The sequence below is a fragment of the Sphingomonas dokdonensis genome, from assembly GCF_002197685.1.
Lineage (GTDB): Bacteria > Pseudomonadota > Alphaproteobacteria > Sphingomonadales > Sphingomonadaceae > Sphingomonas > Sphingomonas dokdonensis.
This window is the reverse complement of sequence record NZ_NBBI01000002.1, coordinates 1-14,170: the sequence shown is the minus strand read 5'-3', so window position 1 is coordinate 14,170 and position 14,170 is coordinate 1. Positions and strand designations below refer to the sequence as shown.

Genomic DNA, 14,170 nt, shown 5'->3' with positions numbered 1-14,170 from the left:
CGGTTCAAGGCGCCGTGCGTGGCGAAGGGGAGGAACAATGGGACGGATGGTTCGTGAGTTGACGGGTGCGGCCGTCATCGCGCTACTGGCTGCGATGCCTGCGATGGCACAAGAGGCCGCGCCTGCCGCGCCGCCCGCCGATCCGCTGCCTCCGGCGACCGCGGCATCGGACAGCGACATCGTCGTCACCGCGCAGCGTCGCGAGCAACGGCTGCAGGACGTGCCGATCTCGATGGAGGTGGTCACCGGGGAGACAATTGCCGCGTTCCAGGCGACGGACTTCAAGTCGGTACAGAATTACGTGCCCAACGTGTTCGTGCAGCAGACCAACGGCAACGACACGATCTACATCCGCGGCTTCGGCTCGCCGCCGCAGAACTTTTCGTTCGATCAGGCGGTGAGCGTGTATGTCGACGGCGTGTACGCCGGGCGCGTGCGGCAGGCGCTCAACCCATTCTTCGACGTCGCGCGCGTCGAGGTGCTGCGCGGTCCGCAGGGCGCGCTTTACGGCAAGAACACGCCGGCCGGTGCGGTCAGCGTCGTATCCGCTGGGCCGACCAAGGAATTCGAGGGGTCGGTCACCGGCGTCTACAATTTCGATCTCAAAGGCGTGGACTTGACCGGCTATGTCGCGGGCCCGCTGTCCGACACGTTCGGGCTGCGCGTGGCGGCGCGCGTGCAGGATCAGGACGGCTATCTGCGCAACCGCTTCAACGGCAAGGACGAGCCGCGCAACCAGCTCCAGTTGTTCCGCGTCAGCGCGCTGTGGACGCCCACCGATACCGTGGACGTGTCCGGCAAGCTGGAGCTGACCAACCAGAAGCGCAGCGGCGGCCTCAGCGTTTCCAGCCCCGTCAACACGACGCAACGGATCAAGGAAACGCGCTACACCGACGACGGCGTGCTCGGCCCCGAACAGTCCGACAATCGCGCGGTGCTCGGCTCGGTGACCGCCAATGTGGGCATCGGCGATCACACGCTTACCTCGATCACCGGCTATTCGTGGTTCAATGGCAAGGTGACCAATTACTTCGATCAGGAGACGCCCACCGGCGCGATCGTAGCCAATTCGGTCTACAATCAATATCCCGAGCGGTTCAATCAATTCTCTCAGGAATTCCGCCTGCTTTCGCCGACTGGCGGAACGCTCGAATATGTCGTGGGCGCGTATTACGATACGTCGCGCTACTATCTGACGCAGCTCGGCGGGTTCAACATCGCCGCCCTCAACTATTTCGGTCTGCTGGAAACCAACTTCCGGCAGAAGGCCCGCTCGATCTCTGTGTTCGGCCAGGCGACCATTCGGCCGTTCGAAGGCTTTCGCGTCATCGGCAGCCTGCGCTACACCAACACCCATAAGGACGGCACGTTCGGCGGACGACTGCGCTATGGCCCCTTCGCCCTGCGCCCGGTAAACACCACCGCAGCGGCAAAGATCGAAGAAGGGCTGACCGATCCTTCGGTGACGCTGCAATATGACTTCACGCGCGACCTGATGGTGTACGCGGTTTACGGACGCGGTTCGAAATCGGGTGGGTTCGTATCGAACACCTATGGCACCACCGACGCCACCTTCGTCTATCGCCCGGAGCGCTCGCGCAACTGGGAAGCCGGCGTGAAGGCCACGTTGCTCGACGGCAAGGTGAACGCCAACGTCTCGGTCTACGATACCAAGTTCACCGATCTCCAATCATCGGTCTACAATCCGGTGATCTCGACCTATCAGGTCGGCAACGCCGCGGCGGCGACATCGCGCGGGATCGAAGGTTCGCTGCGCATCGCGCCCAGCCGCTATTTCGACATCACGGCCTCGGGCGCGTACCAGGACGTCAAATACGACGATTATCCAGGCGCGGCTTGTCTCGCAACGCAGCCGCTCTCGCAATGCAATCCGGCCTCGCCGGCCAGCATTCAGGCGAACAACCTCGCCGGCTACCGGCTGGCCTATACGTCCAAGTTCACCGGCAATGTCGCGGTACACGGGCGCGCGGACATCGGCGACTACAAGCTGGACGGCAACGCCATCGTCGGCGGGCGGTCAGGCTTTTTCAACTCGGACAATATGAGCCCACTGTACGGCTATCAGCGCGGCTTCGCGAAGCTAGACCTGCGCGTACAATTCGGGCCGCAGGACGAGCAATGGCACGTTGCGGTCGTGGGAAAGAACCTGACCGACAAGTTGACCACCGGCAGCGCCTTCCTGCTGCCCGCGCCGATTACCTCGTCGCCGCGCGCGATGCTGTTCGTGGAACCGCCGCGCAACATTGCGATCGAGGCGGGCGTGCGGTTCTAACACACCCTTACCCCCCCTCCCTCACCGGGAGGGGGCTTACCGCGCATCGTGTCCCCATTGCCGCGTGACCACGCCCCCCTCGCGGCGCACCGCAACCCAGTCGCCACCCGGCAATGTATCGTCCGCAATCAGGTCGATCACCGCCGCGGCGATGTCGTCGGGCGTGCAGCGCTCGTTGTTCGCAAGCACCGGCGCCATCCAGTCGGCCGCGCGATCGCCGCCGGTGGTATGCAGGATCGGCGTATCGGTCAGCCCCGGCAGCACGCCGGCGACGCGCACGTTCCATTCGTCCTTCAACGACGCGCAGCAGCGGGTGAACATCATCACCCCCGCCTTGGTAGTGGCATACATCGCGTCCCGAAAACCGGTGCCGAGTGCGACGGTCGATACCGTGTTCACGATCACGCCGCCGCCAGCATCGCGCATGCGCTGCGCCATAACCTGCGTCGCGGCGATCAGCGAGGTAAGGTTGACGTCGACGATCCAGCCGATCCGGTCGAGCGGCATTGTGGGAAACATCGCCGCGCCCGAGACGACGCCGGCATTGTTGTGCAGGATGTCTGGCGCGCGCTCTGCGCCCACGGACGCGAACCACGCCGCCGCCGCCGTCACGTCGGCAAGGTCGAGCGTCACCGCCTCCGCCGCCGCGCCGACCAGCGCCGCCGTTTGCGCCAGCCCCACTCGATCGACATCCACCAGCGTCACCCGCGCGGCGCCCTGCCGGGCCAACTGCAGTGCCGTCACCCGTCCGATGCCTGACGCGCCACCCGTCACGATCGCCCATTTGCCCCTGATCTCCATCGGCCCTCTCCCTGGTACAACCGTCAGTGTGATTGACACACATCCTTATGTATCTAAGCTTCTCTCGCAAGGGCGACGGTGAATCGCTGCGAGGAGACGGGATGACCGACACGGCGATGAACATGCAGCGGACCGCACCGGGTGCCGCGCAGCGAGCGATCGCGCTGTGGATGCTGTTCGCGATCGGCACGCTCAATTTCGTCGATCGCCAATTGCTGTCCGTGCTGGTCGAGCCGATCCGCGCCGAGATGGCGTTCAGCGACACGCAGTTCGGGCTGCTCACCGGGCTGAGCTTTGCCCTGTTCTACGCGCTGATGGGTGTGCCTTTCGCGATGGCGGCGGATCGCTGGCATCGCGTGCGGCTGATCGCGGCGGCTTGCGCGATATGGAGCGTCTTCACCGCGGCCTGCGGCTTTGCGCAGACGTTCGTCCAACTCGCGCTTGCACGCTTCGGTGTGGGGATCGGCGAAGCAGGCGGGACCGCGCCATCACTGTCGGTGCTGGCAGATTATTATCCGCCCGAGCGCCGTCCGCTGGTGATCGGCATCTTCACCGCCAACGGGCCGTTCGGCGTGTTTCTGGGCGCGGCGTTCGGCGGCTGGGCCGCGGCAACGATCGGCTGGCGCAATGCCTTTATTGCGATCGGCGTCGTCGGTGCCCTGATCGCCGCGCCGCTGCTGCTGATGCTGGTGCGCGAGCCGGCGCGAGGACAAATGGACGCAGCCCGGCCTACTGGGTCCGATACGGCGCTGCCGATGGGGGCGAGCTTTGCGCTATTCCTGCGTCGCCGCTCGCTGCGGATGCTGGCGATCGCCAGCGGACTGTCGGCGTTCGTCAGCTACGGGATGCTCAACTGGATCCCCGCCTTCCTCATGCGCACGCAGGGCATGCCGTTGAGCGCGCTTGCAACCTGGTTTGCGCCGGCCGCCGGGATCACCTTTGGGCTGGGCATCTGGGGTGGCGGCGCACTGGTCAACTGGGCGGCGCGGCGCTCGGCGGCGGCCTATGCATTGGTGCCGTGCGTGGCGACGGTCGTGCTGATTCCCAGTTTCGCCGCGGCGCTGCTGGTGGATAGCTGGCAATGGTCGCTCGCGCTGATGCTGGTGCCGATGGTCGCCTGCACGATCTATGTCGCGCCGGCGCTGGCGCTGGTGCAAAACCTTACCCCGTCGCGCGCGCGCGCCACCGCCTCGGCAATCCTGCTGCTGATGTTCAACCTCGTCGGGCTCGGCTGCGGTCCGCTGGTGATCGGCATGATCAGCGACGCGCTCGCCCCCGCTTATGGGGTGGCGAGCCTGCGTTTCGCATTACTGTGGGTGCTGCCGTTCGCCGTCGTCGCGGCGGTGGCGCAATATCGCATGGCGCGCGACGTGCGTGCCGATCTCGACGGGTATGAAAGGGAGAGGCAGGATGACCGATGACGAGATGCGCGCATTCGCCGCACGCTTCTTTGACGCGATCGAGCAGGGCGACATCGCGACGATGCAGGGCAGTTTCACGCCCGATGCGGCAATCTGGCACAATACCGACGAGTTGATCGTCACGCCGGAGCAGACCGCGCAGACGCTGACCGGCATGGTCGCGCGGATCGACCGCCGCTCCTACGCCGATCGGCGCGTCCACGTTTTCCCCGGCGGGTTCGTGCAGCAGCATACGTTGCAGGGCACGCGCACCCATGACGGGGTTGCCGTGCGCCTGCCGTGCGCAATCATCTGCCACGTCGAGGGCGGAAAGATCACCCGCCTCGATGAATATTTCGACTCGGCCCATGTCGCCGAATTTCGCAAATTCGCCTGAAGGAAGCAGCTCATGCCTATCTTGCGCCAGGTGCCGCGCGCCGACGTTACCGACGAAACCGTTCTCGCTTACTACAACCGCCTGTTCGGCGATCGCGATCCGGTCGCCGAACCCGGTACCGCCACCGGCACGCCGGGCGACTGGTGGACGGTCTACGCGCTCGCGCCCGATATCTTCAAACATGCCGTCGATGGCTTCGCGGTCTACCGCCACCCGGCGCGGCGCATCTCGCCGGTCCTGCGCGAACTGGGCCAGACCCGCGCCGGCTGGGTGAAGGGCAGCCAGTTCGTCTTCTCGCAGCATTGCAAGTCGCTGCGCGGCCTTGGCGTCAGCGAGGAGAAGATCGCCGCCGTTCCTTATTGGACCGTCGCGGATTGCTATGACGAGCAGGAGCGCGCCGTGCTCGCCTACGCCGATTGCCTGGCCCAAGCCGGCGGCCGCGTACCGGACGCTGTCTTCGCCAAACTCAAGACCTTCTGGGACGACGAGCAGATCTTCGAGTTTACCTACATCACCTGCCTTTACGACATGCACGCGGTGATTACCCGTGCGCTGCGCATGGAATTCGACGACCGCGCGGACCCGATCGTCGAGGTCGCCGCACCCGAGGGATTCAGCGCCGCGGACTTCCTCAGCGCACCGCGCCCCACGACAAACCGTCAATGACGTTGACGGTTTGTGCTTAATCAGCTAAGCAAAGTCGCAAGGGAACGAGAGGATGCGCTTTTACAATTCGGTCGGGCCGAACCCGCGTGTCGTGACGCTGTTCATGGCGGAGAAGGGCATTGCGATACCGGCGGTCATGGTCGACCTGCGCGGCGCCGAGAACCGCCGCGCGCCATACAATGTCGCGATCAACCCGGCCGGTCAGACGCCCGCGCTGGAGCAGGACGACGGTGCCATTCTCACCGAGATCCTTCCGATCTGCGAATATCTCGATGAACTGCACCCGGCACCGCCGCTGATCGGCACCACGCCTGAGGAGCGCGCGACGACACGGATGTGGGCACGACGCGTCGATCTCAAGATCTGCGAGCCGCTGACCAGCGGCTTCCGCTATTCGGAAGGGCTCGCCTTGTTCGAGCCGCGGATGCGCTGCCTGCCGGAGGCGGCGGCGGGGCTGAAGGCAGTGGCGCAGGACGGGATGCGCTGGGTCGACGCACAGATCGCCGGGCGCACATGGCTGACCGGGGAGCGCTTCACGCTCGCCGACATCCATCTGTTCGCCTTTCTCGATTTCGGTCGCAGCGTCGGGCAGCCGATCGACCCGGCCTGCACCAATCTGATCGCCTGGTTCGATCGCGTAGCGGCGCGGCCAGCGTGTCAACCCACAGCATAAAGAGAGGAGAATGACGATGCCGGCAACCAACAGCGAATTCGAGTTCAAGGGGGTCAACCACCTCGCGCTCGTGTGCAAGGACATGGCGAAGACGGTGGAATTCTACCGTGACGTGCTCGGCATGCCGCTGGTCAAGACGATCGACCTGCCCGGCGGACGCGGGCAGCATTTCTTCTTCGATATGGGGAACGGCGACAGCCTCGCCTTCTTCTGGTTTCCCAAGGCGGCCGAGGCGCACCCGGGGATTTCCGCTCCTGCCGCGCTGCCGACGCAGGGCGATTTCTCCTCCGCGCACGGTTCGATGAACCATATCGCGTTCAACGTGCCGGCCGAAAAGTTCGACGAATATTACGAGCGCCTTCAGGCCAAGGGCGTGGCGGTCACGAAGATCCTCAATCACGACGATTCTGACACGCAATCGTCCGATCACATGCATGACGGCGTCTTCGTCCGATCGGTATATTTCTTCGATCCCGACGGCGTGTGCCTCGAATTCGCCGCCTGGACCAAGACGTTCGGCGATCACGATGTCGCCCACGATCCGATGACGGCCGACGGCACGAAGCGCGAGGGGCTGATCGTGCAAAAGGCGTTGGCGGAGAACGACGTCGCCGAGATGGTGCCGGCGGAATAACCGTCGGCCGAGAGAATCTACGCCTTCCGGCGTCGGTCGGGGCTCAGCTACGGAACGGACGTTGTTTGGCGCTGCTCCCTAACAACAGCCGTCCTAGCTGGGCTCCGGCCTTGATCGGGGCGCTATTACACCTCCGATTGGGGCGGTTCACCGCGTGACCATCGCGCTCGCCTGGCTTCCGGCCACGCTGCTGGCCGGGTTACTGCAGGCGTGGCGAACGGCCGTACAGCAGCGCCTACGATCGCAATTGTCGGTCAATGGAGCGGGCCTCGCCCGCTATGTCTACGGCCTGCCGCTCATCCTTGCCGTACTGGGCAGCTACCTGCATTTCGGCGGGGCAGCGCTGCCTCGTCTCGACGCGACCTTTTTCGGCCTCGCCGGTGTGGCGGCGATTGCACAATTGCTCGCCACGAACCTGCTCATCATGGCCTTCGGCTATCGTAATTTCATCGTCGGCACCGCCTTTTCAAAAACGGAGACGGTGCAGGCGGCCGTGTTCGGCTGGTTGATCCTTGGCGAAACCGTCACGGTGGCCATCGCTGCTGCCATAGCGATCGGCATCGCAGGGGTGCTTACGCTGGCGCTGGGTGGGCGCAACCTCACGCCGCGCAATGTGCTGCAAGCTTTGGGACAACCCGCGGCGCTGTGCGGGCTTGGTGCGGGCGCGCTGTTCGCGATCACCGGCGTGTTCATCCGCCGCGCCGCGCTGCATCTGGAAAGCGACCGGCCATTCCTAGCCGCACTGGTCACGCTGGCGGTGGTGGTGGCGACCCAATCTCTATGGCTCGGCGGTTGGGTAGCGTGGCGCGAGCCCGCGACCTTGCGCGCCGTCGCACGATCGTGGCGCACCTCGTCACAGGTCGGGTTGCTCGCGGGGACCGGCTCGATCTGCCTGTTCAGCGCGCTCGCGATCGCACCCGTCGCCCTCGTGCGCATCGTGGCGCAGGTAGAGGTAATCTTCACCCTCGCCTTTGCGACCTTCTATCTACGCGACCCATTCCACCGCATCGAGGCAGCGGGGCTATTGCTCGTGGCGGCGGGCGTCATACTGGCGCTCGCCGAGGCTTTGTGAGTGCCGCGTGGCGCGGGCGATCGGACAGCCTTGCAGAGGCGGCGGCTTCATCTCGGGCGTTCAGCGCGGTCTTCCCATTTCTCACCCCCTGCGCGTTGCTCGCCTGCAGAAGACGCGGCTTTCCCGAGCAAATCGGAATAAACTTCAGGTGTCGTAAGGAGTGTTGCCCGATCGCGGTCGGGCGACCGACCGCGGCGTAAGAGAGCGCTGGATGTCGCGGCTCTCCCGGAACGGCCACCGCGCTTGTCACTTGGCCTTCCACTTCACCGGAATGCGCAGGAAGCTGACGCCGTTCGCTTCGGCCTCATCGAAGTGGCCGGCGCGGATGTTGACCTGGATCGAGGGTAGCAGCAGCTTCGGCACGGACAGACCGGCGTCGCGCTGCTCACGCATTGCAACGAACTCGTCCTCCGTCACCCCCATGTGAACGTGAACGCTTGCCCGGCGCTGCTCGCCCACCGTCGTCTCCCAGCGATACTCGTCACGCCCTGGCGCTTTATAGTCATGGCACAAGAACAAGCGCGTAGCGTCTGGGAGCGACAAAATGCGGCGGATCGATCGATAGAGCTTTCGTGCGTCGCCACCGGGAAAGTCAGCCCGCGCCGTCCCGTAATCCGGCATGAACAGCGTATCACCGACAAAGGCAGCATCGCCAATCCGGTAGGCAACATCCGCCGGCGTGTGCCCGGGAACATACATCACCCCAACGGTAAGACTCCCCAACGCGAAGGCATCGCCATCATCGAACAGCCTGTCGAAATCAGAACCGTCCGTTTTCAGATCGTCCATCGCGAAGACGGGACGGAAAATCCGCTGGACGTCGCGGATGTGCGCGCCGATCCCGATCCATGCGCCAGTGTGCGCCTTGATAAAGGGTGCGGCCGACAGATGATCGGCATGGGCGTGCGTCTCCAGCACCATCGCGATGCGCCAGTCCTGCTCACGCGCAAAGGCGACGATCCGCTCGGCCGAGCGCGTTTCGGCAACGCCACTCGCAAGATCAAAGTCGAGTACCGGATCGATCACCGCCGCTGTGCGTGTGACGGGATCGCCAACGAGGTAGCTGATCGTGTTTGTCGGTTCGTCGAAGAACGCCTCGATGAATGGCTGGGTCATGAACACCTCCGTTAGCTCTTGCTAATATATTAGATGATGCTACATAAGCAATATCTAATGGAGTGGCGATGGTGCTCAAGCCAATGGATCTGGCGACCTTCGAAGCAAAAGCGGGACAGTTGGCCGACACGCTGAAGGCGATCGGCAACGCGCGCCGGCTGATGCTGCTGTGCAAGCTGGTCGAACATGGCGAGGTGACGGTCGGCGATCTGGCCCGCGATGTCGGCCTGTCGCAGTCCGCCTGCTCGCAACACCTTGCCAGGATGCGCGACGAAGGCCTCGTCACCTACCGACGGGAGAGCCAAGCGCTCTGGTACGCCATTGCGGATGCGCGTGTCGAAACGCTGCTCGCCACCCTCTACCAGCTTTATTGCAAGGACTGACGTCATGATGCTTGCGACCCTTTCCCCGGCCGACACCCGCGCCGCGATCAATGCCGGTGCCCGCCTGGTCGATATCCGCGGTGCCGACGAACATGCGCGCGAGCGCATTCCCGGCGCGATGAACGTGCCGCTTAACCGGATCGGCGATCTGCCGCGTGACGGCCGCCCGGTCGTCTTCCACTGCAAATCAGGAATGCGCACCGCCGCCAACGCCGCGCAGCTTGGCGCGGCAGCGGGCGGTGCGCCGGCGTATATTCTTGAGGGCGGCATCGAAGCGTGGCGACAGGCCCGCCATCCCGTCAGCGCCGATCGATCGCAGCCGCTGGAATTAATGGGTCAGGTTCAGATCACGGCCGGTGCGCTGGTGCTGGCCGGCGTGCTGCTCGGCGCGTTCGTCGCACCCGGCTTCTACGCACTGTCAGCATTCGTCGGCGCTGGGCTGATGTTCGCCGGTGCGACGGGGTGGTGCGGCATGGCCAACCTGCTCCGCATGATGCCCTGGAACCGGCGCGCGGCAGCCTGATCCGATCATGCACATCGCGGCCATTCTCGCGGCGCTTGCGGCGGGCGGGGTGATCTGGCTGCTTGTCGGGCTCGCAGCCGGCTTTTTCGGGATCGGCGGTGGATTTCTCATCGTGCCGGGCCTGATCATGGCGACCGCTATGCCGCTACCCTACGCGATCGGCACGTCGCTCGTCGTCAGCGCACTTGGGCTGACCACCACCACCTCCTACGCCCTGTCAGGCTTGGTCGATTGGGGCGTGACCGCGCTGCTGGTCATCGGCGGCGTCGCCGGGGACCGTCGGCGGCATCGCGCTTGGCAGAAGTCTTGGCACCCGCAAGGTACTGCTCGAACGGGGCTTTGCCGGCATGGTCATCGCTCTCGGTGCCTATGTCGCCACGTCATCTCTGTGAGAAACGCGCTTCAGCGTGACGGGATTGTTGATTAGCGGAAGCACAGCCTAGCCTCTTTGACCGATAAATTCCGGTCACTTCAGCCGGCGACGCCGCCGCCCAAGACATACCCGAGCGCGCCCGTAACGCCCATGGCGACAATCCCCCAAAAAGTGATCCGAAGCACCGCAGGACCGATGCGGGCGCCGCCCACCTTGGCGCCGATTGCTCCGAGGATGGCGAGCAAGATCAGGGCCGTCAGCAATACGGCGATACTCACGACCGCTCGGGGCGCGGCGAGGGCGACGATCACGGGGGCGATCGCACCGGCCGTGAACGCTGCCGCGGACGATAACGCCGCCTGCGCCGGGCGGGCGGCGAGTTGATCTGTTAGCCCCAGTTCGTCACGCATGTGCGCACCCAGCGCATCATGCGCCATCATCTGTTCGGCCACCTGTCGTGCGACCGTTGATGTCACGCCGCGGGCCTCGTAGATGGCAGCGAGTTCCGCCGTTTCCTGTTGCGGCGAGCGGGCAAGTTCATGGCGTTCGCGCGCCAGATCGGCCTGCTCGGTATCGGCCTGCGAGCTGACCGAGACATATTCACCCGCCGCCATCGACAGCGCGCCGCCAACCAGGGCCGCAGCGCCGGCCAGCAGGACGCCAGAATGCGACGCCCCTGGGGCTGAAGCGACCCCGACCAACAGACTGGAAACCGAGATGATGCCGTCGTTTGCGCCAAGCACCGCCGCCCGCAGCCAGCCGGTGCGATGGACGAGATGATGCTCACTTGGCAGCCCCGACGTGACGCTCGCGGACCCTCCGGGCGTCTTCGTGTGACTGTCACCCGCTGCTCGCGTCGTCATCGGCGCCTTTCTATGCGTTCGTTCAGACGTTTCGCGACACCAGGCATACGCGGACCGTCTCCATGTTTAGCGCCAGACGGCGGTCGGATTGCCGCTACGGGTGCCGGATCACCTACATATCATGCAGCATCGCGTACGGGAAAACCACCGTCGACGCGAAGACAAGCCTGACGCCACATTCCCGCGTTCGTCCAGGCCGCACCACGTGCGAGGCGAAGGCTTGGCAGCGATGTGACAGTGAGAACGGTTCTCGAGAACTGGTCTGGATCAATCTCGTTGCCGGCTAGCGGGCAGGAACGTGTCGATAAGTACGTCGGCCCCGAAGCGACGAGGATTTCACGATGAACGACTATAAGGCGGTTTTAGCAGGCAAGTACCCGTTCGGCGACGATCGCATCGGCGGCGCGCACACGGGCAGATCCACCCTTCAGGATTGGTACTCCAATCGCCTTCGCGTTCAGCTTCATCGTAACGGTCCGCGCGCCAACCCGTTGGGCGAGGACTTCGATTACAAGGCAGCGTTCGAGACGATCGACCTTCAGGCGCTGTAGGCGGAGATCAAGGCGTTTCTCACCAACTCGGTCGCGTGGTGCCCGTTAAAGTACGCCGGCAGATGATCCGCATGGCGTGGCACGCGGCGGGCACCTATCGCATTGCTGATGGGCGTGTCGGCGCGGGTGAGCGATGAAACGTTTCGCGCCGATCGACAGCTGGTGAGATAACGGCAACACTAACAAGTTCAGGCGCCTGATCTGGCCGATCAAGCAGAAACACGGGGCTGCGCTTTCCTAGGCCGACCTGATGGTGTTGACCGGCAATTGCGCGCTCGAGATCATGGGCTTCCCAACCTTTGGCTTCGCCGGTGGGCGGCACGATGCCTGGGAGGCGGGCGACACCACCTATTGGGGCCCGAACACATCGACATGACGACGGTGAAGTCATTCGACGAAATGGTGAACAGCGACGAGTGCTGGCGCGGGAAGAACGGCGAAGCCGACTACGTCCTGAAACAACCGCTCGCCGCGACACATCAGGCTCTGATCTACGTCGATCCGGAAGGGCCCTACGCCAGCGGCAATCCAGCGGCATCGGCGCGTGATATTCGCATCGCATTTACGCGTATGGCGATGAACGATGAGGAAACGGTGCCGCTGATCGTAGCGGCGCCACGCCTTCGGCGAAAGCCACGGCATAGTGAAGTCCGATCGCATCGGCGCCCCGCCCGAGATGGCCCGATCGAGCAGATGGGGCTGGCTGGCGCAATCCGGAAGGAACCGGTGCCGGCGAGTTTAAGATGACCAACGGCATCGAAGGCAGCTGGACGCCAGACCCAACCAAATGGGATAAAAGCTATCTCGAGAACCTGTTCAAATTCGAATGGGAGCAGACGCGCAGCCCCGCGGGCGCCTTACAATGGACCCCGGTCGACAAAAGCGCGACGCGCACCCCCGACGCGCATGTCTCAGGCAAGACTCACCCGCTGACGATGATGACCAGCGACATCGCGCTGAAGATCGATCCCGTCTATCGCAATCTGCGAGCGGTTTCTCGCCGACTTTGACTATCTCACGCTGCAATTCTCCAAGGCGTGCTACAAGTTGACCCATCGCGACGAGAGGCCGAAGTACTGGTATTTCGGCGAAGAGCGGACGATCTGCTGTGGCAGGATCCGATCCCGTCGGTCGATCATCCGTTGATCGAGGACGCGGACATCGCGACGCTCAAGCGGAAGGTTCTGGAGAGCGGGCTGTCGGAGTCCGACCTCGCCTTCACCGCGTTTCCCGCGGCGTCGACCTTTCGCACGACCGATAAGCGTGGCGGCGCGAACGGCGCATGGCCCGCGCTGGCGCCGCAGAAGGATTGGGCGATCATCCGCCGGACGGTGCCGGTTGTCGCTCGGCTGCGCGAAGTGATGGCCGAATCCGACGCAGGCGCCGCGCGCGGCAAACGGGTATCGCTTGCCGACCTGATCGTGCTTGGCAGCTGCGCCGCAATCGAGCAGGCCGCGGCAGATGCCGAGGAAGAGTTGGCTGTGCCGTTCGGGCCCGGCCTCATGGACACCGATATGGCGCGTACCGACGCGGACAGCTTCGAATGGCTCCGTCCCGTCGTGGATAGCTTCCGCAACTATGTCGATGACGCGTTCGAGACGATCACCCCGGGCTGAGTAGCCCCCGAACAGGTGTTCCTCGATCGTGCCGCGCAGATGGCCTTGCCGGCACCTGAATGGGTCGGCCTTACCGGAGGGCTTCGTGCGCTCGGCGCCAATTGGGACCGCTCGGCCGACGGCATCTTCACCGCGCGCGTTGGCGCCCAACGGCCTCTTTACCGTTCTGGCCAGCATTGATTACGAGTGGCAGAAGGCGAACGAACAGGGGCATCGCTTCCGCAATGGCGGAGCGCAGCGGTTCACCGCCACTTGCGACGATCTGATCCTGGGTGCCAACTCGCAGTTGCACGCCATTGCCGAGGTCTATGGGTCGGAGAACGGCTAGTCACGCTTCGTTCGCTTAAAGGAACTTGAAGCGACGGAGCAGGCCCTGAAAGCGGCGCTGGCCATTCTGCCCGTTCGAGAAGTTGTCCAGTTACTGGCCACGCACGAAGCGCTGTATATCCGCGCGATCGTGGACCTGGATCAGCATCTGGCATCGGGGGCGGCGCAGCCGCGCGGCAGGCATCTCGTGCGCTCATCGAGAAAATCGTGGTTCAGCCGGGCAGCGCGCGCGGTGGCAAACGCCGGCCGATGCAGTTGCAAGGCGATCTGTCCAGAATACTGGAGGTAGCGACCTCGGGAGCCCCAGACGCAACAAAGCCCCGTCCGGTGAAGGACGGGGCTGTTGTGACACCATTGGTTGCGGGGACAGGATTTGAACCTGTGACCTTCAGGTTATGAGCCTGACGAGCTACCGGGCTGCTCCACCCCGCGTCACCGTATGTGGTCCGTTTGGGGAAACACGAACGCCTCCGCGTTGTGGC

The 14,170-nt window shown here is 64.3% G+C and carries 19 protein-coding genes and 1 tRNA gene; 16 read left to right on the top strand and 4 right to left on the bottom strand.

What is annotated here, in order from left to right:
* Window positions 1–37: 37 nt before the first annotated feature.
* Complete coding sequence (locus SPDO_RS05020) at window positions 38–2,293, top strand: TonB-dependent receptor (protein WP_088366406.1); 2,256 nt, start codon at window positions 38–40, stop codon at window positions 2,291–2,293.
* A 36-nt stretch (window positions 2,294–2,329) separates the two neighbouring features.
* Here the strand turns inward: SPDO_RS05020 and SPDO_RS05015 are convergent, their stop codons facing one another.
* A complete protein-coding gene (locus tag SPDO_RS05015; protein WP_088366405.1) occupies window positions 2,330–3,094 on the bottom strand; it encodes an SDR family NAD(P)-dependent oxidoreductase in 765 nt (254 codons plus the stop codon).
* 101 nt (window positions 3,095–3,195) lie between these two features.
* On the opposite strand from SPDO_RS05015, the gene SPDO_RS05010 reads away from it, so the two are divergent.
* From SPDO_RS05010 to SPDO_RS04985, 6 genes are all read left to right on the top strand, one after another.
* Window positions 3,196–4,515: a spinster family MFS transporter gene (locus SPDO_RS05010; protein WP_158212145.1), complete on the top strand. Its 1,320-nt coding sequence runs from the start codon at window positions 3,196–3,198 to the stop codon at window positions 4,513–4,515.
* A complete protein-coding gene (locus SPDO_RS05005) occupies window positions 4,505–4,891 on the top strand; it encodes a nuclear transport factor 2 family protein (RefSeq protein ID WP_158212144.1) in 387 nt (128 codons plus the stop codon). The genes SPDO_RS05010 and SPDO_RS05005 overlap by 11 nt, the downstream gene beginning before the upstream one ends.
* A 12-nt stretch (window positions 4,892–4,903) precedes the next feature.
* Window positions 4,904–5,557 carry a carboxymuconolactone decarboxylase family protein gene (locus tag SPDO_RS05000; protein WP_088366402.1) on the top strand — a complete coding sequence of 218 codons (654 nt, stop codon included), beginning with the start codon at window positions 4,904–4,906 and terminating at the stop codon, window positions 5,555–5,557.
* A 52-nt stretch (window positions 5,558–5,609) separates the two neighbouring features.
* Window positions 5,610–6,230 (top strand): glutathione S-transferase family protein, encoded by a 621-nt coding sequence (locus tag SPDO_RS04995; RefSeq protein ID WP_088366401.1) that lies wholly within the window; start codon window positions 5,610–5,612, stop codon window positions 6,228–6,230.
* A gap of 10 nt (window positions 6,231–6,240) precedes the next feature.
* Entirely contained in the window at window positions 6,241–6,864 is a 624-nt protein-coding gene (locus SPDO_RS04990) for a VOC family protein (RefSeq protein ID WP_088366400.1), read from the top strand.
* Window positions 6,865–7,018: 154 nt separating this feature from the next.
* A complete protein-coding gene (locus SPDO_RS04985; RefSeq protein ID WP_342746655.1) occupies window positions 7,019–7,936 on the top strand; it encodes a DMT family transporter in 918 nt (305 codons plus the stop codon).
* Between the two features lie 246 nt (window positions 7,937–8,182).
* Here SPDO_RS04985 and SPDO_RS04980 read toward each other — a convergent pair whose 3' ends face one another.
* Window positions 8,183–9,052, bottom strand: a complete 870-nt coding sequence (locus tag SPDO_RS04980; RefSeq protein WP_088366980.1) for an MBL fold metallo-hydrolase — start codon at window positions 9,050–9,052, stop codon at window positions 8,183–8,185.
* A 68-nt stretch (window positions 9,053–9,120) separates the two neighbouring features.
* Between SPDO_RS04980 and SPDO_RS04975 the strand changes: the two genes are divergently transcribed.
* From SPDO_RS04975 to SPDO_RS04965, 3 genes are read left to right on the top strand one after another with little or no spacing between them, the layout of a single operon-like run.
* On the top strand, window positions 9,121–9,435 hold the full coding sequence (locus SPDO_RS04975; protein ID WP_088366399.1) for an ArsR/SmtB family transcription factor: 315 nt from the start codon (window positions 9,121–9,123) through the stop codon (window positions 9,433–9,435).
* Window positions 9,436–9,439: 4 nt separating this feature from the next.
* Window positions 9,440–9,958: a rhodanese family protein gene (locus SPDO_RS04970; RefSeq protein ID WP_088366398.1), complete on the top strand. Its 519-nt coding sequence runs from the start codon at window positions 9,440–9,442 to the stop codon at window positions 9,956–9,958.
* 7 nt (window positions 9,959–9,965) lie between these two features.
* Window positions 9,966–10,385 (top strand): sulfite exporter TauE/SafE family protein, encoded by a 420-nt coding sequence (locus tag SPDO_RS04965; protein ID WP_425441923.1) that lies wholly within the window; start codon window positions 9,966–9,968, stop codon window positions 10,383–10,385.
* Window positions 10,386–10,429: 44 nt separating this feature from the next.
* On the opposite strand, the gene SPDO_RS04960 is transcribed toward SPDO_RS04965, so the two are convergent.
* The gene (locus SPDO_RS04960) at window positions 10,430–11,194 is read right to left on the bottom strand and encodes a VIT1/CCC1 transporter family protein (RefSeq protein ID WP_088366397.1); all 765 of its coding nucleotides are present in this window, start codon (window positions 11,192–11,194) and stop codon (window positions 10,430–10,432) included.
* A 341-nt stretch (window positions 11,195–11,535) separates the two neighbouring features.
* Between SPDO_RS04960 and SPDO_RS17130 the strand changes: the two genes are divergently transcribed.
* The 6 genes from SPDO_RS17130 (at window position 11,536) to SPDO_RS17105 (ending at window position 13,689) form a co-directional block, all read left to right on the top strand.
* Window positions 11,536–11,745: a hypothetical protein gene (locus SPDO_RS17130; RefSeq protein WP_245829199.1), complete on the top strand. Its 210-nt coding sequence runs from the start codon at window positions 11,536–11,538 to the stop codon at window positions 11,743–11,745.
* A gap of 250 nt (window positions 11,746–11,995) precedes the next feature.
* Window positions 11,996–12,121 (top strand): peroxidase family protein, encoded by a 126-nt coding sequence (locus SPDO_RS17125; RefSeq protein WP_245829197.1) that lies wholly within the window; start codon window positions 11,996–11,998, stop codon window positions 12,119–12,121.
* The gene (locus SPDO_RS17120; RefSeq protein ID WP_245829195.1) at window positions 12,118–12,492 is read left to right on the top strand and encodes a hypothetical protein; all 375 of its coding nucleotides are present in this window, start codon (window positions 12,118–12,120) and stop codon (window positions 12,490–12,492) included. The genes SPDO_RS17125 and SPDO_RS17120 overlap by 4 nt, the downstream gene beginning before the upstream one ends.
* Window positions 12,489–12,755: a hypothetical protein gene (locus tag SPDO_RS17115; protein ID WP_245829192.1), complete on the top strand. Its 267-nt coding sequence runs from the start codon at window positions 12,489–12,491 to the stop codon at window positions 12,753–12,755. The genes SPDO_RS17120 and SPDO_RS17115 overlap by 4 nt, the downstream gene beginning before the upstream one ends.
* A gap of 27 nt (window positions 12,756–12,782) precedes the next feature.
* Window positions 12,783–13,361, top strand: coding sequence for a peroxidase family protein (locus tag SPDO_RS17110; protein WP_245829189.1), 579 nt, complete (start codon window positions 12,783–12,785; stop codon window positions 13,359–13,361).
* A 139-nt stretch (window positions 13,362–13,500) separates the two neighbouring features.
* Window positions 13,501–13,689 (top strand): hypothetical protein, encoded by a 189-nt coding sequence (locus tag SPDO_RS17105; RefSeq protein ID WP_088366396.1) that lies wholly within the window; start codon window positions 13,501–13,503, stop codon window positions 13,687–13,689.
* Between the two features lie 354 nt (window positions 13,690–14,043).
* Here SPDO_RS17105 and SPDO_RS04945 read toward each other — a convergent pair.
* Window positions 14,044–14,120 (bottom strand) — tRNA-Met (locus SPDO_RS04945).
* Window positions 14,121–14,170: the final 50 nt, after the last annotated feature.